This window comes from Ramlibacter sp. GS1-15 (assembly GCF_057785015.1).
Genome location: NZ_JBYNTU010000001.1, coordinates 452,260 through 474,119, shown reverse-complemented (window position 1 = coordinate 474,119; position 21,860 = coordinate 452,260). Strand labels below are relative to the sequence as shown.

General features: G+C 65.3%; 16 protein-coding genes. 1 reads left to right on the top strand and 15 read right to left on the bottom strand.

The window, feature by feature from the left end; genetic code table 11:
• Positions 1 to 38 precede the first annotated feature (38 nt).
• Complete coding sequence (locus AC3EF3_RS02370; protein WP_488530555.1) at positions 39 to 1,145, bottom strand: glycosyltransferase family 4 protein; 1,107 nt, start codon at positions 1,143 to 1,145, stop codon at positions 39 to 41.
• Between the two features lie 107 nt (positions 1,146 to 1,252).
• On the opposite strand from AC3EF3_RS02370, the gene AC3EF3_RS02365 reads away from it, so the two are divergent.
• The gene (locus AC3EF3_RS02365; protein WP_488530554.1) at positions 1,253 to 2,023 is read left to right on the top strand and encodes a glycosyltransferase; all 771 of its coding nucleotides are present in this window, start codon (positions 1,253 to 1,255) and stop codon (positions 2,021 to 2,023) included.
• Here the strand turns inward: AC3EF3_RS02365 and AC3EF3_RS02360 are convergent.
• The 14 genes from AC3EF3_RS02360 to AC3EF3_RS02295 form a co-directional block, all read right to left on the bottom strand.
• Positions 2,010 to 2,960, bottom strand: coding sequence for a glycosyltransferase (locus AC3EF3_RS02360; protein WP_488530553.1), 951 nt, complete (start codon positions 2,958 to 2,960; stop codon positions 2,010 to 2,012). The genes AC3EF3_RS02365 and AC3EF3_RS02360 overlap by 14 nt on opposite strands.
• A complete protein-coding gene (locus tag AC3EF3_RS02355) occupies positions 2,957 to 4,378 on the bottom strand; it encodes a mannose-1-phosphate guanylyltransferase/mannose-6-phosphate isomerase (RefSeq protein ID WP_488530552.1) in 1,422 nt (473 codons plus the stop codon). Before AC3EF3_RS02355 ends, AC3EF3_RS02360 begins: the two co-directional genes overlap by 4 nt.
• A 170-nt stretch (positions 4,379 to 4,548) precedes the next feature.
• Positions 4,549 to 5,970, bottom strand: a complete 1,422-nt coding sequence (locus AC3EF3_RS02350; RefSeq protein ID WP_488530551.1) for a glycosyltransferase — start codon at positions 5,968 to 5,970, stop codon at positions 4,549 to 4,551.
• A gap of 4 nt (positions 5,971 to 5,974) precedes the next feature.
• Entirely contained in the window at positions 5,975 to 6,985 is a 1,011-nt protein-coding gene (locus AC3EF3_RS02345; protein ID WP_488530550.1) for a glycosyltransferase family 2 protein, read from the bottom strand.
• Positions 6,982 to 12,000 carry a glycoside hydrolase family 99-like domain-containing protein gene (locus AC3EF3_RS02340; RefSeq protein ID WP_488530549.1) on the bottom strand — a complete coding sequence of 1,673 codons (5,019 nt, stop codon included), beginning with the start codon at positions 11,998 to 12,000 and terminating at the stop codon, positions 6,982 to 6,984. Before AC3EF3_RS02340 ends, AC3EF3_RS02345 begins: the two co-directional genes overlap by 4 nt.
• Before the next feature lie 75 nt (positions 12,001 to 12,075).
• Complete coding sequence (locus AC3EF3_RS02335) at positions 12,076 to 12,987, bottom strand: NAD-dependent epimerase/dehydratase family protein (protein ID WP_488530548.1); 912 nt, start codon at positions 12,985 to 12,987, stop codon at positions 12,076 to 12,078.
• 298 nt (positions 12,988 to 13,285) lie between these two features.
• Positions 13,286 to 14,719 (bottom strand): ABC transporter ATP-binding protein, encoded by a 1,434-nt coding sequence (locus AC3EF3_RS02330; RefSeq protein WP_488530547.1) that lies wholly within the window; start codon positions 14,717 to 14,719, stop codon positions 13,286 to 13,288.
• The gene (locus AC3EF3_RS02325) at positions 14,709 to 15,512 is read right to left on the bottom strand and encodes an ABC transporter permease (protein WP_488530546.1); all 804 of its coding nucleotides are present in this window, start codon (positions 15,510 to 15,512) and stop codon (positions 14,709 to 14,711) included. Before AC3EF3_RS02325 ends, AC3EF3_RS02330 begins: the two co-directional genes overlap by 11 nt.
• A 29-nt stretch (positions 15,513 to 15,541) precedes the next feature.
• Positions 15,542 to 16,087: a dTDP-4-dehydrorhamnose 3,5-epimerase gene (gene rfbC, locus AC3EF3_RS02320; RefSeq protein ID WP_488530545.1), complete on the bottom strand. Its 546-nt coding sequence runs from the start codon at positions 16,085 to 16,087 to the stop codon at positions 15,542 to 15,544.
• Complete coding sequence (rfbA, locus tag AC3EF3_RS02315) at positions 16,084 to 16,974, bottom strand: glucose-1-phosphate thymidylyltransferase RfbA (RefSeq protein WP_488530544.1); 891 nt, start codon at positions 16,972 to 16,974, stop codon at positions 16,084 to 16,086. The genes rfbC and rfbA overlap by 4 nt, the downstream gene beginning before the upstream one ends.
• Complete coding sequence (gene rfbD, locus AC3EF3_RS02310; RefSeq protein WP_488530543.1) at positions 16,971 to 17,885, bottom strand: dTDP-4-dehydrorhamnose reductase; 915 nt, start codon at positions 17,883 to 17,885, stop codon at positions 16,971 to 16,973. Before rfbD ends, rfbA begins: the two co-directional genes overlap by 4 nt.
• Positions 17,882 to 18,955, bottom strand: a complete 1,074-nt coding sequence (gene rfbB / locus AC3EF3_RS02305; RefSeq protein WP_488530542.1) for a dTDP-glucose 4,6-dehydratase — start codon at positions 18,953 to 18,955, stop codon at positions 17,882 to 17,884. Before rfbB ends, rfbD begins: the two co-directional genes overlap by 4 nt.
• Before the next feature lie 112 nt (positions 18,956 to 19,067).
• Positions 19,068 to 19,862 carry a 3'(2'),5'-bisphosphate nucleotidase CysQ gene (cysQ, locus tag AC3EF3_RS02300; protein ID WP_488530541.1) on the bottom strand — a complete coding sequence of 265 codons (795 nt, stop codon included), beginning with the start codon at positions 19,860 to 19,862 and terminating at the stop codon, positions 19,068 to 19,070.
• Complete coding sequence (locus AC3EF3_RS02295) at positions 19,862 to 21,847, bottom strand: SDR family oxidoreductase (RefSeq protein WP_488530540.1); 1,986 nt, start codon at positions 21,845 to 21,847, stop codon at positions 19,862 to 19,864. The genes cysQ and AC3EF3_RS02295 overlap by 1 nt, the downstream gene beginning before the upstream one ends.
• Positions 21,848 to 21,860 lie beyond the last annotated feature (13 nt).

Here is a 21,860-nt window from a genome sequence, read left to right as displayed (position 1 = left end):
GGCGTCAGTGAGCGGTGACTGACCGGGATTATCCGGGATCAGCGCCTCAGCCAGCTCGGGACCTTGAACCGCACGATGCTCACATAGGCCCAGACGTAGCTCACCACGAACAGCGCGGTGAAGAACACCAGCACCGGCGTGTTGCGCCAGAAGAGGACCGCCGGGACCACCGTCAGCAGGGTGAAGCCCCAGAGGTAGGGCGACGTGCGGTTATTGCGCATCAGCATGCGCCGGGCTTCGTCGTCGTCGAACACGCCGCGCACGATGCGGCGATAGATCAACTGGTGGAAATGCAAGGCATCGGCCACGCCCGGCGATTGCCCGCGCATGATCTTGCGCCAGATCGAGAACAGCGTCTCCCACACGGGGTAGATCAGCAGCAGGATCGGGAACCACGGCGAGACCTGCGGGTAGCGCTGGACCAGCTGGATGCTCGCCACGGCAATGACGACGCCCCACAAATAGGCCCCACCGTCGCCCGCGAAGATCAAGCCGCGGGGATAGTTCCACAGAAGGAAACCGGCGGTCGACCCCGCCAGCACCATCGCGATGCCGGCCAGCTGCCGGTCGCCCACCAGCAAGCTCACGTACGCCAGCGCAAAGCAGCAGATCACCGCGACGATGCCCGCCAAGCCGTTGTAGCCGTCGATGAGGTTGAACGCGTGCGGCAAGCCGCCGACGGCGAGGATCGCGAGCACGATGCCGGGCCACGGCGTCGCTGCCCAGAGCGGCTGTAACGCCTCGATGCCCAAGGAAGGGATCGACAGGCCGAGCAACCAGGTCGCCGTCGCGCCGGCCAGCATCGTGAACGCGAGCCGCCAGGCTGCCGTGAGCCGATGTGTGACGTCCTCGGCCACGCCACCCGCCGTCGCGATGATGGCCACCGCCCACCAGGACAGCGCCATGCCGAAGGGGAGGTGGATCTGGTTCGGCACGCCCAGGAAGCGCTCCGCGCCCACGATCCAGCACCAGCCCGCCGTGCACGCGACCATCATCGCCACCCCGCCCAGGCGCGGCACGTGGCCCGCGTGGAAACGCTGCGGCATGGACAGGCCGTAACGGCGCCCGCTGGCGCGGCCGATGCGAAGCAGGACGGCACAGGCAATGGCGGCAACCGCACCGCACAGGATCAATAGAATGAGCATTCCGCCCGGGCTCCCCTCGTCACTTGGGCGCGATTGTCTCATTCCATGAAGATCGTCCGGTCATGAGTCCGCCTTCGCCCACCCGCCGATCGGTCACCGTTTCCATCGTGAGCCACGGCCACTGGGGACACATCCAGCCTCTGCTGGGGCAGCTGAGTGCCCTATGCGGCCTCTGGATCGATCGCGTCGTCCTCACCTTGAATGTCCCCGAGGACGTGCACATAGCCGAGGACTTGGCGTTCCCGGTCGATGTCGTGCGCAACGTACGTCCACATGGCTTCGGCATCAACCACAACGCCGCCTTCGCTCGCTGCGGCACGCCATGGTTCCTGGTGCTGAATCCCGATATTCGGATCGATCAGGATGCGATCGGCAGCCTTCTGGCAAGCGCAGATTCCCAGGCTGGCCTGATAGCGCCACGCGTGCAGGAGCCGGGTTGCGGCCAGCCCGAGCCCTACCGCAGCCTGGTCACTCCGGTCGAATTGATCCGACGGCGCCGCTCGGGCTACGGGCCGCCACCCGTCCCGAACTGGATTGCCGGCATGTTCATGCTGCTGCGCGCCTCCGCGTACGCTCACGTCAACGGTTTCGACGAGCGCTTCTTCATGTACTGCGAGGACGTCGACCTTTGCCTACGCCTGCAGCTTGCGGGGTGGAAACTGCAGGTGATCACGGATCTCATGGTGCACCACGAGGCGCAGCGGGACAGCCACTCGTCACCGCGCGCGTTGGTATGGCATTTGAGCAGCCTCGCCAGGTTATGGACATCGCAAGCCTTCTGGAAGTACATCGACGTGCAACGCCATGTGGACGCACAGTCGCCTTCGGTGATGCTCCGCCGGGCAGCGCCCGCCGCCTCCGAAGTCAGAGGCGCTTGAGCGCACCGCCCAACCAGAGCATCAGCTGCTGCGGCAACGTTTGGCGATAGACACCGCTGCGCCACAGCCACGCTGCACGTTCCCAAGGTGTCGCTGCACTCCTGGCACGCTCAAATGCCTCCAGCGCATTGCGATTGGCAGGCGTCAGCACGGAACAGCATTGCCGCAGTACCGCCGTATTCCTTGCATTCCATTGCCTGCGGTCCCCACGCAGCATTCGCAGGAAGCGCTGCCGCCGGGCTTTCCACCCGAGGTGGCTGCCGACGACGTTCTCGCGATGCTGCCGGTAGTGGACGAAAGCCTGCGGGTCGAAATGAATATACCCACCCGCCCCGCTCACAAGCAGGTAGGTGAGCCAGTCATGGGCAACGACATCCCCGTGCGCCGCGGCCGCCACCAGTTGTGCGGCCGCACGGTTCATCAGCATCGTGTTACCGCCCATGATGTTCTGCGTCAGCGCGTTCCGGAAAGACGGCGGACGAACAAAGTTCGGCGACAACCCCGCCTCGCGCCCGCTGTCGTCCACAGCAAGCGTGCGCCCGCCATAGAGGGCCGGGCGAGTGGACTGCGCGAACGGCGCAAGCTGCGCATGCGCGGCTGCCAGCTTGCCCGGCAGCCAGATGTCGTCCTGGTCGCAGTAGGCAAACCAGGCCGCCTCGGGACAGCGCCGCACGGCGTCCGCGGTCAACAGCAGGAAGCTGCGCGTGGCAGACCGGCGCGGCGGCGCCTGCAGCCAGTGCGCCGCGCGAACCGCGCCACGCGGCTGGCGCGCACGCTCCTCCAGCCAGGCCACCGTCTGATCACCGGATCCGTCGTCGGCGATGTGCACGACCAGCTCCACGCCTTCCTGCGCCTCGAGGCTGGCCCATTGCTGCGGCAGATAGCGTGCGCCGTTGTAGGTGGCCAGCAGGATGTGGATCGTTGGGAGAGCGCTCACCGCCGGCCGTAGGTGTCCTCGAACCGGACGATGTCATCCTCTCCCAGGTAGCTGCCCGATTGCACCTCGATGATTTCCAGTGGCACCTTGCCGGGGTTGTGCAAACGGTGCTTCTGGCCCAGCGGGATGTAGGTGCTCTGGTTTTCCGTGAGCACAAGCACCTGGTCGCCGCAGGTCACCTCAGCCGTGCCGCTGACTACGATCCAGTGTTCGGCGCGGTGGTGATGCATCTGCAGGCTGAGACTGGCGCCGGGCTTGACCATGATGCGCTTGACCTGGAAGCGCGCGCCCGAATCGATGCAATCGTACCAGCCCCAGGGGCGGTACACCTTACGGTGCAAGTTCAGCTCTGTCCGCTGGTCGATGTCCAGCCGGTTGACGATGCGTTTGACGTCCTGGCTACGGCCGCGGGTGCTGACCAGCACCGCGTCCGGCGTTTCCACCACCACCACGTCGTCCAGCCCCACGACCCCCACCAGGCGGCTGGTGGCATGGACGAGAGTATTGCGACTGTCATCGAGGACGGCATCCCCTACGACGGCATTGCCCTGCGCATCCTTGCCCGCCACTTGCCACACGGCGTCCCAGGCACCCAGATCGCTCCAGCCCGCGGCCAACGGCACCATGCGCAAAGGCGTGCTGCTGCCAGGGCAGTGTTCCATCACCGCGTAATCCACCGACTCGCCAGACACGGCCTCGAATTCGGCCTTGCCTGGGCGCACGAAGCGGTCGTCCCGGGTGCCAGCGGCGAACGCAGCGCGTGTGGCGGCCGCGATGTCGGGCCGGAAGCTCTCCAGCGCCGCCATCCAGCGCGAAGCACGCAGCACGAACATGCCGCTGTTCCAGTAGTACCCGCCCGCGTCCAGGTAGCCTTGCGCCGTCGCAGCGTCGGGCTTTTCCACGAACTGCATCACCGCGGTGCCCTCGGCACGGATATAGCCATAGCCCGTTTCGGGCCGATCTGGCGTGATGCCCAGGACGACGATGGCACCTTCGGCCGCCATGCCCACAGCCTGGCGCACGGCTGCGGTGTAGGCGGCGACGTCGGCCACGGTCTGGTCCGCGGGCGTGACCACCAGCACCGGGTCCGCCCCGCCCTTAAGAGCCTGCAGGGCCCCCAGCGTCAACGCAGGCGCCGTGTTGCGGCCCACCGGCTCCAGCAGCAGCGCCGCGGGCTCGGCACGGATCTCGCGCAGCTGGTCCAGCACCAGAAACCGGTGTTCTTCGTTGCAAACCACCAGCGGGTCCGACAATTCGATGCCCTCGCCGGCCAACGGCTGCAGCCGCATGACGGTCTGCTGGAATAGGCTGTGCTGGCCCGAAAGCACCAGGAACTGCTTGGGATAGCCCGCGCGCGAAAGTGGCCACAGCCGTGTTCCGCTACCGCCGCAGAGGATGACGGGAGTCACTGAGATCATGGTGTTGGAAGCCCCGATTGTTTTTCACCAATCCACATCTGGAAAGGCCCAGCTTTCAGTTCGCAATGAGCAGATCATGCAGCATGAACATGCGCCCGCTAAACCAGTTGCGGTATTGGACCGCACCGCCAGTGGTGACCGCGCGGTCCAAGCCAAGCGGGCGCGTCGAGTTAGTGGACATCCTGCAAGTCTGCGCGATCACCCTTATCGATCGGCTCCAGCACCTGTGGCTGCGGCAATGTGCCCGTGGGTCGTTGCGGCCGATCCTCGTAATAGGCGAGCAACTCGTCCACGTATGAGGCGATCGACTTGGGAGGGCGGCAGCTTGCGCTCAGTCGCGGCAACAGTTCCGGGTCGACCAGCAGCTCGCCCAACCGGCGCGCCAAGTCGGCGCTGTCGCCCGGCGTGAACAGCAGGCCGTTGGCGCCGTCATGCACTACTTCGGCCATGCCTGCGAAATTCGAGGCGATCACGGGCCGGAACGCGGCTAGCGCCGAATAGACCACCAGCGGCGTGTTCTCGTACCAGACGGAGGGCACGACCAGCGCATCGATTCCCTCCAGCACCTTACCGATCTGCGGGTTCGGAAAGGTCCCGCAGAACTCGATGTCCTCGCGCCCAACGGCGGTCTGCTGCAGCTCGGCCACGTAATCGGGGAACTGGGTCAGGTCGCCGTAGATCTTCAGCCGCGCGCTGCCCTTGGGCAACTGCAGGAAGGCGGCCAGCAGCACGTGGCAACCCTTGTGTGGCGCCAAGGTGCCGATAAATCCCAGTCGCAATGCGCCTTCACGGGCGGGCAGCGGTGCTGCCCCTTCGAACGACGACACATCGATGCCATAGGCAGACTGCACGATGTGCTGCGGTGCCACGCCCTGCCGCAGCAGAACCTCAGTCATCAGCTTCGTTGGCGAGAAGATGCCCCGAAGCGCATTCAGCCGCGGCACGGTGAATGCCGTACGGCGGCTGAGCGCCGCCACCTGGCGCCTATAGGGCACCCGCAGACCGGCCTTCGCAGCGATCGCGCCGAGCTCGATGACCTGCACCGGCAGCCGCTTGGCAACCGACGAATAGCGCCAGCCAGTGAGGGTGGCGACGTGCCGGATGCAATTGCCCCCGTGGCGCGTTGGGCCCATGCAGACGTTTCCATCCGGCAGCAGCAGTTGGCTGGTGGGGCATACGGCCCAGAAGTCTGTGGGTGTGTAGTAGGCCGGGACGCCCGCCTGTACCACTGCGTCCACGAGGCCCGCGCCCAGCCGGCCCAAGTGGAAGAAATGCACGAGGTCCGGCCTGAGTTCCGCCAACAGCCCGGCGAAGTGGCGGGCGGCCAGACGGTTGTTGTATTCGACTTCGGAAACCACCTCCTGGTCCCCCATCGGGACGAACGAATGGTGGAAGCGATGAACCTGGATCCCACCGACCTCATACTGGTCGAAGCGCTGGGCATCCGCCAGCGCGACGCGCGCAGGATAACCGGTAAAGACCGTCACGCGATGGCCACGACGCATCAGCTCGCGGGCAGTGCTAAGCGTCAGTACCTCGGTACCGGCCTGGTATTCCGGGAAAAACTGGTGGACGGTGAGCAGAATGTGCATGGAACTAGACTCCCGCCACCTGGCGCTGGCGGCCGGCTGCCTCATCGCGGGCCGCCCTGTACTGTGCGATCGCGCTGCACAGGTTGAGCACCGGCACCTTGGCCCACAACTTCAGCTTGTCGACGAACGGGGCTCGCTGGGCGGCGATATAGCGCGCGTCCTGCAGCGTGCTGTAGGCCCAGGAGCGGTGGATGCCCGCGAGGCTCGGCACCAGCCGAAGCCCGAATTGCTGGTACAGCTTGCGGTGGCAGACGTAGGTGCGCCTGTACTCGTACGACAACGGGCGGTCGTGCGAGTGCACCACCGCGGCAGCGGGCTCGTACACGATTCGCCAGCCAGCCTTGAGCACCCGCTCGGCCCAGTCGATGTCCTCGCCGAAGTTGATGCGGCCGAACCGATGCTCGGTCCACACCGACTTGCGAAGCGCCGAGCACACGTTGTCGAAATTGCAGAACAGATACTTCTCCATCGGTGGCAGCGCCTGATACCACTCCACACTTTGCAGTTTGCGGTTCTCGCGCTCCTGCCGGCCGGTCAGCCAGCCGGTGAGGTTGCGCTTGGTCAGCAGGTCGGCATCGGGACGCGGGATCTGCCGCGCATACACGCCCGCCACCTCAGGATCGTCGAAGGCCTCCACCATCGCTGCGAGCATGCGGTCGTCCCGGGGCAGTGCATCCTGCACCAGCAGGATGACAGTTTCCGCGCTCGCCAGCGAAATGCCGAAGTCGCGCGTGGCACCATGGTTGAATTCCTTCTGCGGGATCCCGATTACCCGCGCGCCGACAGCGCGCGCAGCCTGCACGGTACCGTCGCTGGAGCCGGAGTCCACCACAATCAGCTCGGTGTCCGCCCAGATCGTCTGGCGCTGGAGGGCTTGCAATGCCTCCTCGAACATCCAGCCACCGTCCTTGGTAGGGATCACGACCGAGCAGCGGTAACTGCGGCTGGGTACATGCTCGGCCTGGTCGGCCAACAGGTCCGCCTCGCTGAAAGCGCCGAACTTGTCGTCGATCACACCTGAACACCTGCGGATAACTTCGTCGCCTGCCTCGCGTCCGCGCTGCCGGCAGGCATGCCCGGCGCCTTCCTGAACAGGTCGACGTACAGGGAGGCCACCGCTTCGATGCGGTAGCGGTTGGCGATTCGCGGCACCAGCGCCTTTGCAGCCATGTACATCGCCTGGTCGGTCGCGAACGCTGCGATCATCTGAGCTGCCTCTTCTACCGGAACCTGCCAATCTTTCAGTTCAATCACCCCGCCCGCCATGCCTTCCGGCGACGACAACATGTTGGGGATGTCGCCCACGCTCGTGGCGATGTAGGGGTTGCCAGCGAACAGGCAGTCGACGATCGTCAGCGGGAAGCTTTCGGAACGGAAGCGTGTCAGCATGATGCCCATATCGGCCGAGGCGTAATGACCCGCCGCGTTCTCGCTGAAGCCCGCCAAGTGCACGAAGTGAGGCACTCCCCCCACTCGGTAGTCGTCATAGACAGAGCCGTTGCCAACCAGAACGAGACGGATGTCCCGGCCGGTGATCTCCCGGGCGCGTTCAACCGCCGCAACCGTTTCCGCCCAACCCTTGTCCGGAATGGCACGACTCACGCAGCAGAGGACGAAAGCGTCCTCCGGGATGCCCCAGTGTGCACGGGGCACCGGCTCGATGCGCGGAGTCTGGATGCCGTTGGGCATCTTGACGAAGCGGCTTTCGTTGCCTTGCACCATCCCGAACTCGCGGAAAGGGCCCAGGTTCTTGTCGGCCGTGTACACCCAAGTGGAGACGCTCCTGTCTGCCGTACGAAGCTCCTTCTCGGTCACCGAGAACGCGTTCCCATGCTCGATCATCCCGTGCAGCGTTGCCACATGAGAGCGAAGCCCGGCGAAGACGTCCGCCACCTGCACCGGGTACTTCTGCACGTGCCACTGGTGCGTGTTCAGGACCTCCAGGCCGAACTGCTCGATGATCTGTTTCACCGGCTCCACGTCGGAAGTTTCCAAGAGCGGCACATCGTTCCTGAGCATGCGCCGGACACCGTCCTCGCGCGGATTCAATCCCGTACTCAAGAGGAGAACCGACACGCCCTGCCGCTTGAACTCGTTGGCAAGCCGGATGGGAAAGATCTCCGCCCCCCCCGGGAAGAAACCCATCGTGGAAACAAGCACGTTCGGCAGGCGCTCCTTGCGCGCCCGCAGGACGGCATCAAAATCGAACCACTGCTCGAATTCCTGCTCGGTGGCCGCCGGGACCCTCTCGTAGTAGAACTTCCGGTAGCCGTCGCGGCAACGTTCGAGGATGTGCAAGGGGACGTTGTACAGGCGGGCGGCCGTGCGGCAAGCGAAGCCGACTTCGCGATAGAAGTCAGCTTTGGAGTAGGTCGTGTGCGCCGCGCTGCCGTCGTAGCGGCGGAAGTAGTTCGTCGCCTGCGGATCGAAAGCGATCTTGCCACCGCGCATCGCATGGAGATAGAACACCCAGTCGCCCGCGACCTTCATGGACAGCCAGGAGGGGTCGTCGAGCAGGGCCATGTCGGCCGGCCGCCTGAACAGCACGCCGCTGGCGTTGGGGATCGTGTTCTTGATTCCCAGTGAGGCGCGCACCTCGCGGTGGGCGGTCTCCACATACGGTCCGTTCCACTTGTGGGCGCATTCGAGGTCGCGCACATAGACCTCGAAATTGTTCGCCATCGGCGCGCCATCCGCGTCGACGAACTCGCTGCGTCCATAGGCGAGGAGCACCGCCTCATCGTCGAAGCTGCGCACGAGCACCTCCAGGAAGCGCTCGTCGCAGTAATCGTCGCTCTCCGCAATCCACACCAGGTCACCCCGTGCTGCCTTGATGCCCCTGGCCCATTGCCGGAACGCTCCGCCGGAATTGCGCTCGTTGTACAAGGTCCGGGTGATTTCCGGGTGCATCGCGGCATATTCGTCCAGCACCGACCGGCTCTCGTCGGAAGAACAGTCATCCAACAGGATCACCTCGATGTTCCTGTAGGTCTGTCCGTAGATGCTGTCGAGCCTGCGGCGCAGGAAGCGCGCATGGTTGTAGTTCGGAACGATGACCGAGACCTTGGGCATCGACGATTCGCAGGTGATCTCGAGCAGCGCCCTGCTGGTCTCGTTCAACCGGCCATAGCCCCCTTGGCGATCGGGCTCGAGGACCTGCCCCTCATTCCAGTCGTTCCACGCCTGCAGGAAGACGAAGCGCCGGTCCGCATCGGGCACCGCGCGGGCCGCGCCGATCGCGGCATCGAGCCAGCGGCGATAGTGGTCCGCCCGGAAGCGCTTGTAGACCAGGGGGTGCGCGGCCTGGCTGCCGGTGCCGTCACGTCCGACGGAAACCGAAGGGTAGATGGTGCACCCATGCGCGTGGACAGCTTGCGCCCTGGCCACGCCCTGGGCCGCGACAACTGAATACGGCACGGTACCGATCCCGCTGCCTTCCACCAGGACATGGTCGCCGGTCTCGCGCGGCACGGGTGGATCCGGCAGATCGAGGATGGCGTCGCAGGCGCCGGCCGCGCACGCGGCTGCCAGCATATGCTCGGTGCCCTGACTCCAGCAGACCACCAGGAACACCGGCCCCACCCCCTGCTTGATAAGCGCATCGCGCATACGCAAGAGAGGCATAGTGGCATCGTCCTTGCCGCTACGCACCCTGGTCACGAGCAAAGGCATGCCCTGGACGCGGATTGCCCGGGGATCCTTGAGCGCTCGGTGAAGGAAGCTGGCCTCCATGTCGCCCCATGGGTCGAGGTTGACATCCAAGACCGGGCAGAACGCGATGTCCACCTCCGGCAATTGGAGCAAGCGCGCCAGCGTGCTGTTGGTCCGGATGCCGGCCTCATCCGCAGACAAACCGAAGCAGAAACCATGAATGCCGTGCCGCTTGGCAAGCGCCGCCTGCTGCCTCAGCACATCCGCCGACAAGGGGTCATAGAAACCCACGTCCGCGTGCGGCAGCAAAGGCTGGTTGTCTCCCCTGATCAGGGGCCGCTCGCCGCGCAGCAAGGACCAGTCGGGAGACGCGTAGAAGGCCAGCAGCTTGACGTCGCCGCCAAACCGGCCGAACCACACATCGTCCTCATACCGAGCCAACGATCCGGGATGCGGCTGTCGAAGCTCGGATGCTCCCGCGATGACATAGTGCCAGAAGGGATTGATGCCCGCTTCACGAATATCACGATAGGCCGCCAAATAGGCTTTCGTGTCGAAGTCGTCGGAGGGGTTCCTTCCCTCGTGCCAGCCGTATTCGCAGTAGTGGCGAATGGGATCAACCAGCGGCTGAACATCCGGGTTCATCGCCCGGTAGTACGCCTCGTCGAATCGGCCGGACTTGCGGATTGCCTCCACTTCGGCGGCCAGCACCGCTTCAGGTCGCCGGCCGTCGCCCCGGCGAGCGGGGCGTCCTTCCAGCACGCCGGCGGTGACGTAGTGAAGAAAAGGATTCATCCCCGCTTCGCGGATGTCAGGGGCTGCCGCTAGATAGAAAGAAGTGTCGAAGTCGGGTGAAGGATTCCTGCCCTCGCGCCAGCCGTGCTCGCAGTAGTGGCGGATGGGATCACGGATGGTCGCCAGGTCCGGGTACTCGCCCCTGTAGTAGCCCTCATCGAACATCCGGCTGGCGCGGATAGCCGCCACCTCGGCATCGAACGCACGACGCGAGCGTCGCCGCTTCCGCCCTATGTGCGGTTCGGGCTCCCGCTCCGGACGTGTCGCAGGTCGGCTGTCATCCGCTGCGCGTTCCTCCTTGGAGTCCGAGCGGGGCATCCTCCGTTCGGCCGCTCCCGCAACGATGTAGTGGACGAAGGGGTTGATCCCGGCTTCGCGGATGTCCGGGTTGGTGTCGAGATAGTACCGGGTGCTGAATCCCGGCGAGGGATCGCGGCCCTCGCGCCAGCCATGCTCACAGTAGTGCGCGATCACGTCAATGGCCGCAGGCAGGTCTGGATTCGCGGACCGGTAGAAGGCTTCATCAAATTGGCCGGACGCTCGTATGAGGGCGCTGTCCGCCGCCGTCGTCGCAACCGCCGCCCGGCCGAGGTGCGCGGCGAGCGAACGGACTTTCGATCGCACGGCCCTTGCTGCGTCCAGCATCTTCCGCGCGGGCGCCATGAACTTCCATGAACGGGAATGGAGGATCTGCTCGAGCCGCTCGTGCGCATTCCGGATCTGCGTCTCGTAGGCGCTGCGGGTTTCCGTCTGAACGGACAGTTCTCGTTCGAGGGCGGCCAGCGTCTGTTCTCGCTGGGCGAGCTGCTCGCGCAGCACATCGCCGGCGCGCGTCAACTCCTCGTTGGTTCGCTGCATGGAGGCTACGCGCTCCTCAGCCGTGGCATGCTCCCGGCGCAGTGCGGTGATCGTCTTCTCGTGAGCAACCAGCTCACCATGGTCCGGGCTCAGGAACTCGGGCCGGCTCTCCGCGCCCGTGCGCGAGTCGTAGCCATTGGAATACACCTGCAGGGCGTCAAGCATCCGTGCGGGGTACATGGCGGCGTGCCGACCGTCCTTAACGAACACCGCCACGAAATCGTGCCACGCACCTCCGCTCTCGTAGCTGTCGGGCGAGCGCTCGCCGACGAAGGATTCCATAAGCTGCGCTGAGTAACCGTTGCGGACCGCCCAAGCCTCCAGCGCGCGGCCCGAGTCCGGATAGAACCGCCAGCAATCGACCGGGTAACGATGGATGCTGCCGTTGCTCGGCACGTTGAGGTAAAGCAGCCCACGGGGTTTCAGCACCCGCAGCATCTCCAGGAAGACGAGCCAGAAAAACTGCGAGTGCTCGAAGCACGAGCTGCAGACCAAGACGTCCAGGCTTCCGTCCGCGAACGGCAGCTTGTACGGGTCCTCGAGGACGATGTCGACACCGTTGCCCGCGACGAAGTCGACGCCCACATAGCCGAGGTGCTGTGGCAGGACGTCTTTCAGCGAGCCATTGACGTTCTGTGCGCCTACGTCGTGGACCACCGCACCCTGCAGGCCGGAGCAATAAGCGTCGAAGAACAGTTTGCCGAATTTCAGGGCGGAGGGATGCATGCTTGGTTGTCTGGTGGATCGTGTGCCGGGCGCATCTTCGCGCGACGCATTCCGGATAGGCGCAGGGCGCCGCGGTCAGCGGTCGACGGCCGCGATGGTCATCCGCAAGCCCTCGGCGAGCGAGATCGCGGGGCTCCACTGCAGCTCAGTACGGGCCAGCGAGTTGTCCAGCACGCTCACTGGTACATCAAAACTGCGCCCCGGTAGGTAGCGCCGGGTCACCTGGCGGCCGAGCTGCGCCTCTATGGCGGTGGCGAGGTCGTTCAAACTCAAGCCTTGACCGGCGCCGATGTTGAACACCTGGTGCGCGCCACCATAGCGCAGCGCGCATGAAAATGCAGTGGCCACGTCGTTCACGTGCAGGTAATCGCGCGTGACGGAGCCGTCTCCCCAGATTTCTATCGGCTCGCCGCGCAGCGCGCGATGCAAGAATGCGGCCACGACGCCTTGCGCAGTGTCGATTCTCTGCCCGCCGCCGTAGGGGTTGGCGATCCGCAGCGAGATCGGCTGCAGGCCGTGCAGGCGCCCGTACAGATACAGGTATTTCTCGATCATCAGCTTGGTGATGCCGTACGAGACTTCGGGCTGCGTCGGGTGCTGTTCAGTGATCGGGATCTCCCGGGGCACACCATAGACGGTGCCGCCGGAGGAAGCGAACACGATCTTGCGGATTTGGCGCTCCACCATCAAGGAGAGCAGCCGCAGAGTTGCCGAGACATTGGTTTCCACGTCCCGGATCGGTGCTTCGTTCGAGCTCTTCGGAAGCGTGGTGGAAATGAGGTGGATGACTGCGTCGACCCCATCGAGCGCGTGGCCGAGATCCACCGGAAGCTGGAAATCGGCGGAAACCCAGTCCAGCCCTTTCGCACCCGCGAGCTGCTGCGGCACCTTCACCCCCGGCCGGTCAAAGACCCTGACCTGCCAACCGTCGGCCAGCATCTGCTCGGCCACCGCTGCACCGATGAATCCGCCTCCGCCGAGGACCAAGCACTTCTTTCTCACAGAACCTACCCCCCCTCTTTCGCGTTCACCGGGCTCTTGCAGAGCCGTTCGCGCCCTTCCGCCATCATGCCAACATACGCGCGCCCGTCCGTTGCCGAATGGAAGATCGGCCCGAAATGGCCCCCCAATTTGATGCGCAAGCTTCTTCCAGGGCGTGAATGTTCACCACAGCGACGACTCGCAGCTGAGGCAACGGCGTGCCACGAGCGGGGCTCCAGCTGCAAGGGCCGACCGGCCGTGGGGGTCGTCCACGCCATATAGCGGCCGAGCACCGAATCCCGACTCAAGACACGCCCCTGGCGGCAAGCTCAGCTTCCAATTCCGTTCGGTCGGCCAGACCCAGCCGGATATCGAGCATAGGGATGCCGATGAGTCCCGTGGCGATCGCCTCGTGGTGCGCCCGGATCACCATCGCATCATGGATCCAGTGCAGCTGCCGGTGGTCCTGCTGGGTGCCTTCGGCGAGCGCGACCTGGAACACGTAGTCGCCTTGCGCCAGCCAAGGCATATAGAAGTCGAATTCCGCGGCGAACGTGTCACCTGCCTCCACCCGTAGCGGCCCCGCCGTCGATGCGAGATAGCTGTTGTCGCCGAAGAGACTCTGGCCGAGCCGGTCTCGCAGCATGAAACCGAAGATGGGGCTGTGTAGCGCGATCCGCGTGCGTGCCTCGATGCGCATCGTGACCTTCTCGCCGCCCACGACCCAGTTGAGGGGATCGCCGTTCGAATCAAGCAGCCGCACGTCCGTGATGGTCGCGTCAGTGCCACCGAATTCCGCGTTCTCTTCCTCCTCGAAGCGGAACACCTGGAGGTCGTTACGCAGATTGCTGGCATTGATGACGGCAGCGCGCTGGTCACGCCAGACAAGCCCCGGCTGCCGCAGGCGTTCGATCCTGGCCGGCAGCGGCCGATCCGCGGAAGGCTCGGGCTCGGGCTTGGGCGCGCTCACTTCCAACGAACTGAACAGGTCATCGAGGTAGTGCTCGCAGACCTCTTTGGCCGTACCGTGCTGCTTCACGCGACCGGATTGCAGCCAGATCGCGTGGTCGCACAGGTTCATCACCGAAGCTGAGTCGTGGCTGACGTACAGCAAGGAGCCGCGCTCGCGGAACCTGCGAATGAAACGCATGCACTTCTGCGTGAACAGCGCGTCGCCGACGGCCAACGCCTCGTCAACCACAAGGATATCGGCATCGACGTGCGCGATCACAGCGAATGCGAGGCGCACAAACATGCCGCTGGAGTACATCTTGACCGGCTGCTCGAGGAAGTCCCCGATGTCCGCGAAGGCAGCGATCGCGTCGAACCGCTCCTCGATCTGCTCCCGTGTCAATCCGAGCAGCGCACCATTCATGAAGACGTTCTCGCGGCCGGTGAACTCGGGATTGAAGCCCGCCCCCAATTCGAGCAGGGCCGCGATCCGGCCCGAGGTCTCGACCGTGCCGGCCGTAGGCGTCAGCGTGCCGCACAGGACCTGCAGCAGCGTGGACTTGCCCGAACCATTGCGGCCAATGATGCCCATCGCCTCGCCGCGCTTCAGCTCGAACGAGACGTCGCGCAAGGCCCAGAAATCGCGGTGGTACTGCCGCTGCGGCAGTCCGGCAAGGCGGCGTACGCGGGGCAGGACGAACTGCTTGAGCCGGTCACGCGGAGTTTCGTAGATGTGGTAGCACTTGCCCACTCCCGCAACACACACGGCCACATCGCTAGAGGACATCGGCGAAGCCCTTCCTCGTCTTCTGGAACCATGCATAGCCCGCCCAGGCGAACAGGCCCGCGACGACCGTGTAGGCCAGCCACGCTTCCCATACGGGAGCCTCTCCGAAAATCAGCACCGCCCGGCTCTGCTCGATGACAAACGTGAGGGGATTGAGCTGCATCCAGGGCCGGAAGAATTCCGGGACGGCAGTGATCGGGAAGAACACCGGCGAAAGAAAGAGCAGGACCGTGGTCAGCAATCCCACCACCTGCCCCACGTCGCGCATGAACACGCCCAAGGACGCCAGCATCCACGCCACACCAAGCGTCAGCATGAGAAGGGGAAGCAGCACCAGCGGGAACAGCACTGCCGTCCATGGGATCGACCCGCTGGTCACGAACACGGCCCCGAGCAGGACCATGAGACTGACTGCGGCGTGGAACAGCGCCGCCCCGGCCGTCACGACCGGCAGAATTTCCAGCGGGAACACCACCCGCTTGACAAAGTTCACGTTGCCAAGAACCAGCCCGGGGGCCCGGTTAACCACCTCGGCGAACAACCCGTGCACGATAAGGCCCGCGAACAGCAGGATTGCAAACTGCGCCCGCGTCTCGCCCCCCGCACTGCCGCCGGACCAGCGGGCCTTGAGGACCACCGAGAAGACGAAGGTGTAGACGACGAGCATCAAGAGCGGCGTGAGCAGCGACCATAGTAGACCCATGATCGATCCGCGGTACCGACCCACGACCTCGCGCTTGATCATTGCGAGGATCAGCTCGCGGTTCATCCATAGGCCCTTCGCCAGTGCCATCGGCGAGGTCCTTAGAGCCGCGTGAGGGTTCACGCAAACACCTCTGCGTCATGCAAATGCACGCCCGCACTGTCCTTGGCGGAAAGCTGGGGCGTCAGCCCCGCTGGCCACCGAATACCGATCTCGGGATCATCCCAGACAATGCAGCGCTCGTGCTGGGGAGCGTAATAGTCGGTCGTCTTATAGAGGAACTCGACCGACTCGCTCACGACAAGGAAGCCGTGGGCGAAGCCGCCCGGGATCCACATCTGCCGCTTGTTCTCGGCAGACAGAGACATACCCACCCAGCGGCCAAAGCTGGGCGAGCTGCGGCGCAGGTCCACGGCCACGTCGAACACCTCGCCCTGCACGACCCGCACCAGCTTGCCCTGGGGCTGCGTCACCTGGTAATGGAGGCCCCGAAGCACCCCCTTGACCGAGCGAGAATGGTTGTCCTGTACAAAGTGCACATCCAGTCCCGTTGCCTCACGGAAGACCTTCTCGTTGTAACTCTCAAAAAAGAAGCCGCGCGCGTCCCCAAACACCTTGGGCTCGATGATGAGGACCTCCGGAATCTCAGTGCGCGTGACCTTCATAGCGCCCGGCTCCCTTCACGCAGCACGTGCTGCAGGTACTTCCCGTATCCGTTCTTCTTCAACGGCTCGGCCAGCCGCTCGAGCTGCGCGCCGTCGATAAAGCCGGCGCGCCAAGCGATCTCTTCCGGGCAGGCAATCTTCAAGCCCTGCCGGTGCTCCAGGGTCGCGATGAACTGTCCCGCCTCCAGCAGGCTTTCATGCGTACCGGTGTCCAGCCACGCATAGCCGCGCTGCATGATCTGCACCGACAGCTGCTGCTTTTCCAGGTAGGCGGCGTTCACCGCCGTGATCTCCAGTTCGCCGCGAGCGCTGGGCTTCACCGCCTTGGCGATGTCCACCACCTGGTTGTCGTAGAAGTAGAGGCCGGTCACCGCGTAATGGCTCTTCGGCTGTGCGGGCTTCTCTTCGATGCTGCTGGCCTTGCCGTCCTGGCTGAACGCGACCACGCCGTAGCGCTCGGGGTCTTGCACGTGGTAGGCGAAGACCGTCGCGCCCTCCTGCTGCTCGTCCGCCTTTTTCAGCAGCACCTGCAGGTCGTGCCCATAGAAGATGTTGTCGCCCAGCACCAGCGCACTGGGATCATTGCCCACGAACTTGTCACCGATGATGAAGGCTTGCGCGAGACCGTCGGGGCTCGGTTGCACCGCGTACTGCAGGTTCATGCCCCATTGGCTGCCATCGCCCAGCAACTGCGTGAACCGCGGCGTGTCCTGCGGCGTGCTGATCACCAGAACGTCGCGAATGCCCGCCAGCATCAGCGTGCTGAGCGGGTAATAGATCATGGGCTTGTCGTACACCGGCAGGAGCTGTTTGCTCATGGCCAACGTAGCGGGGTGCAGGCGCGTGCCCGAACCTCCGGCGAGGATGATTCCCTTGCGTTGCTTCATATCCTGTTGTCCTCCGCTGAAATCACTTCGACCAGCATTCGGTCGACCCCCGCTTGCCAGGCCGGCAACACCAGCCCCGTAGCCCGCCGCAACTTGCCGGTATCAAGCCGGGAATTGAGCGGGCGGCGGGCGGGCGTCGGATAGCTGCTGGTGGGCACAGGGTCTATGGCGTCAGCGCCGGCCTTGAGTGCGACACCCGCGGCGGCGGCCTGCTGCAGCACGAACTGCGCGTACCCATGCCAGCTCACTTCGCCGGCGGCGGCCGCGTGGTACACGCCCGCCAACTCCGGGTTCGCGGACGTGGCGCGCACCAGGTGGGCCGTGAGGTCGGCCAGCAGGTCGGCCCCCGTGGGCGCGCCGACCTGATCGGCCACCACCGACAGGCGATCCCGCTGCTTGGCCAGCCGCATCATGGTCTTGGCGAAGTTGCCGCCGCGCGCACCATAAACCCAGCTGGTGCGCAGGATGACGTGGCGATCGGTCTGGCGACGAATCTCGGCTTCGCCTTCCAGCTTGGTCGCACCGTAAACGCTCAGCGGGCCCGTCGGATCGGTCTCCACCCACGGCTTGCTGCCGCTGCCGTCGAACACGTAGTCGGTGGAGTAATGGAACAACCATGCACCACAAGCCCGCGCCTCGCGCGCGATCGCGCCAGGCGATACGGTGTTCACCAGGCGCGCGGTGTCGCGGTCTGCTTCGGCCTTGTCGACTGCGGTGTAAGCCGCGGCATTGACGATGACGTCGGGCCGAACGGCACGCACGGTCGCCGCCACAGCCTCGGGCTGGCCGAAGTCGCCGGCGAGGTCGCCCGAGCCGGCCGTGCCCAGGGCAATCACCTCGCCCAGCGGCGCGAGGCTGCGCTGGAGTTCCCAGCCCACCTGGCCGCCCATGCCGAACAGCAGGATCTTCATGCCGCCTTGGTTACGCCCTCGTAATGGCGCTCGACCCACTCGCGGTACGCACCGCTTTGCACGCGCTGCACCCAGCCAGGATTGGCCAGGTACCACTGCACCGTCTTGCGGATGCCGGTTTCGAACGTTTCGGCCGGCTTCCAGCCCAGCTCGCGTTCGAGCTTGCGCGCGTCGATGGCATAGCGCCGGTCGTGGCCGGGGCGGTCGGTGACGTACGTGATCTGCTTTGTGTACGACTGCCCGTCGCCGCGCGGGCGCAGTTCATCGAGCAGCGCGCAGATCGTGCGCACGATCTCGATATTGGGCTTCTCGTTCCAGCCCCCGACGTTGTACACCTCGCCCGGCTTGCCGGCTTCCAGCACGCGCCGGATCGCGCTGCAATGGTCGCTGACGTACAGCCAATCGCGAATCTGCATGCCGTCGCCGTAAACCGGCAGGTTCTTGCCGGCCAGCGCGTTGACGATCATCAGCGGGATCAGCTTCTCCGGGAAGTGGTAGGGCCCGTAGTTGTTCGAGCAGTTGGTGGTGAGCACCGGCAGCCCGTAGGTGTGGTGGTAGGCACGCACCAGGTGGTCGCTGCCCGCCTTGCTGGCGGAGTAAGGGCTGTTGGGTTCGTAGCGGTTTTGTTCGGCGAAGGCCGGGTCACCGGGGCCGAGCGAGCCATAGACCTCGTCGGTGGAGACATGCAGGAAGCGGAAGGTCTGGCGCGCGTCGCCTTCCAGGGCGCTCCAGTAAGCGCGCACGGCCTCCAGCAGCCGGAAGGTGCCGACCACGTTGGTCTCGATGAACGTGCCGGGGCTGTGGATGGAGCGATCGACATGCGATTCGGCCGCAAAGTTGACGACCGCGCGCGGTCGATGGCGGGCGATCAGGTCCGATACGAGCTGCTGGTCGCCGATGTCGCCCTGCACGAAGACATGGCGCGAGTCACCGCGCAGCGATGCGAGGTTCTCCGGATTGCCGGCGTAGGTGAGCTTGTCGAGGTTGATGACGGGCTCGTTACCCGCAGTCAGCCAGTCGAGGACGAAATTGGAGCCGATAAACCCGGCGCCTCCGGTCACGAGGATCATGGTCTTGTTTCACTGGCGCAGATGGAGTGGCGGCGCCGTCTCCGTGGGCCCGCGATTATCCCATACGCAACAGGTTGAACCCTGTGCGCCGGGTCACATCCGGATACAGCGCTCAGGCGATCGAAGGGACGTCCATGCCGCGCCGCGCCAGCGCGACGAAGAACGGATTGAGCACCGGCCGGTCCGCGCCGTACGTCAGCTCCCGCCCATGGGCATCGAGCACGACGCCGCCGGCACATTCGAGCACGGCTTGCGCCGCCGCCGTATCCCACTGGCAGGTGGGTCCCAGCCGGGGATAGACGTCAGCCGCACCTTCGGCAATGCGGCAGAACTTGAGTGAACTGCCCGCGGGAACGAAGGTGTGCTCCACGCGCAGCTGCTGCAGCCACGCTTCAAGCGCCGGCCCGCCATGCGAGCGGCTGCCGATCACGCGCAGCGGTTGACCCGGCAGGGGCGCTGCAGTGCGCAGGCGCGTTTCGCCGCCGGCATCGCGGCGAAACGCTCCTCGTCCCTGCGCGGCGAAATACAGCTGGTCGAGCGCCGGCACGAACACCACGCCGGCCACGGCCCGCCCCCCGCGCACGAGCGCGATGTTGACCGTGAATTCATCGCTGCCGGCCAGGAACTCCCTGGTGCCGTCGAGCGGATCGACGAGGAAAAGCTCCGCGCAGGCCGGACCGTTGGCGAGTGACGGGCCCTCTTCCGACCACACCGGGATGCCGGGAAACGCCGCGCGCAGGCCCGAATCGATCACCTCGTGCGACCGCAGGTCGGCCTGGCTCACCGGCGTGTTGTCGTTCTTCGACCAGTGCGCCGCGTGCGGGTCATACAGTGCGCGGATCTGCCGTCCGGCTTCGCGCGCGATGGCGCACAGCGGCTCGATGTTGAAACCGGAGGACGACTTCATCAGAAGTGGATGCCCCGCATCATCTCCTGCAGCGCGATCGCCTCCGGCGACAGCTGCGGCTTCGCCACCTTCTCGCCCTTCGCCGCCGACGAATCGGGGAACATGCGAAAGCTCGTGTTCATCACGATCTGCGCGACCCGCGGCAGCAGGGCGTGCAGCACCTCGCCCGAGACCCCCAGGCGCGTGGCGATGCGCACCGGCCGCAGGATGCAGGCTTCGGCGATCATGTCCGCCGCCTGCTCGGGCGAGAGCGTGGGCACGTTGTTGTAGATGTTGGTCGGCGCGATCATCGGCGTGCGCACCAGCGGCATGTTGATGGTCGTGAAGGTCACGCCGCGGTCGGCGAACTCGCTCGCCGCGCAACGCGTCCACGCGTCCAGCGCCGCCTTGGAGGCGACGTACGCCGAGAAGCGCGGCGCGTTCGTCAGCACGCCGATCGAGCTGATGTTGACGACGTGGCCCCGGTGCTTTTCCACCATGCCGGGCAGCAGGCCCATGGTGATGCGCAGGCAGCCGAAGTAATTGAGCTGCATGGTGCGCTCGTAATCGTGGAAGCGGTCCCAGCTCGATTCGATCGCGCGGCGGATCGAACGGCCGGCGTTGTTGATCAGGAAATCGACGCCGCCATGTTTGGCCCGCAGCAGCTGCACGAAGCGGTCGCAGTCGGCCATGTCCGACAGGTCGGCGGGGTAGGCGACGAACTGGTAGCCCTTGGCCTTGGCTTCCGCGCACGCCTCGTCCAGCTTGTCCTGGTCGCGGCCGCAGATGATCGTGACCGCGCCCGCCTCGGCGAACTTGTGCGCGGCCGCCAGGCCGATGCCTGACGATCCGCCCGTCACCAGCACCACCTTGCCGCCCACCGTGCCCTTGAGCGTGCGGTCGATGTGCAGGTCCGGGTCGAGGTGGCGCTCCCAGTAGTCCCACAGGCGCCAGGCGTAGTCCTTCAGGTTCGGGCATTCGATGCCGGAGCCTTTCAGCATGGCTTGCGCATCGCGCGCGTCGAAGCGCGTCGGGTAGTTCACGAATTCGAGGATGTCCTCGGGCAGGCCCAGGTCCTTCATCACCGCGTTGCGGATGCGGCGCACCGGCGCGAGCGCCATCAGGCCCTTCTTCACGCTTCGGGGAATGAACCCGAGCAGCGCCGCGTTGATGAACAGGCTCATCTTCGGCGCATGCGCCGCACGGCTGAAGATGTCCAGCACGTCGCCCACGCGGTAACCCACCGGATCGACCAGGTGGAAGCAGCGCTTGTCGATACCTTCCTTGTGGCTGATGTGGTCGAGCGCATCCACGACGTAGTCGACCGGCACGATGTTCACGCGCCCGCCTTCCAGGCCCACCGTCGGCATCCACGGCGGCAGCAGTTGCCGCATGCGCTGGATCAGCTTGAAGAAGTAGTACGGGCCGTCGATCTTGTCCATCTCGCCCGTGCGCGAATCGCCGACCACCATCGCCGGGCGGTACACCGTCCACGGCACCTTGGCTTCCTTGCGCACGATACCCTCGCTCTCGTGTTTGGTGCGGAAGTACGGGTGGTCGTAGTTCTCGGCCTCGTCGAACATGTCCTCGCGGAACACGCCTTCGTACAGGCCCGCGGCGGCGATCGACGAGACGTGGTGCAGGTGGCCCGCGTCGATTGCCCTGGCGAATTCGACCGTGTGGCGCGTGCCCTCGATATTCACGGCGACCTGGCTGTCCTCGTCGGCCGAAAGGTCGTAGACGGCGGCGAGATGGTAGAAGTGGTCGACCTCGCCCTTGAGCTTCTTCACGTCGTCGGCCGCGACGCCCAGCTTCTTCTGCGTGAGGTCACCGAACACGGGGATCGCACGTGCGGCGCCGACGCCCCAGTACTCGCGCAATTCGTCGACCTTGCCTTCGCTCTCCCGGCGGATCAGGAAGTGCACGATCGCGCCCTTGCGCTCGAGCAGCTTCCTGACCAGGCGTTTGCCGATGAAACCGGTGGCACCGGTGACGAAATATCGCATGGGGTCTCCTCTC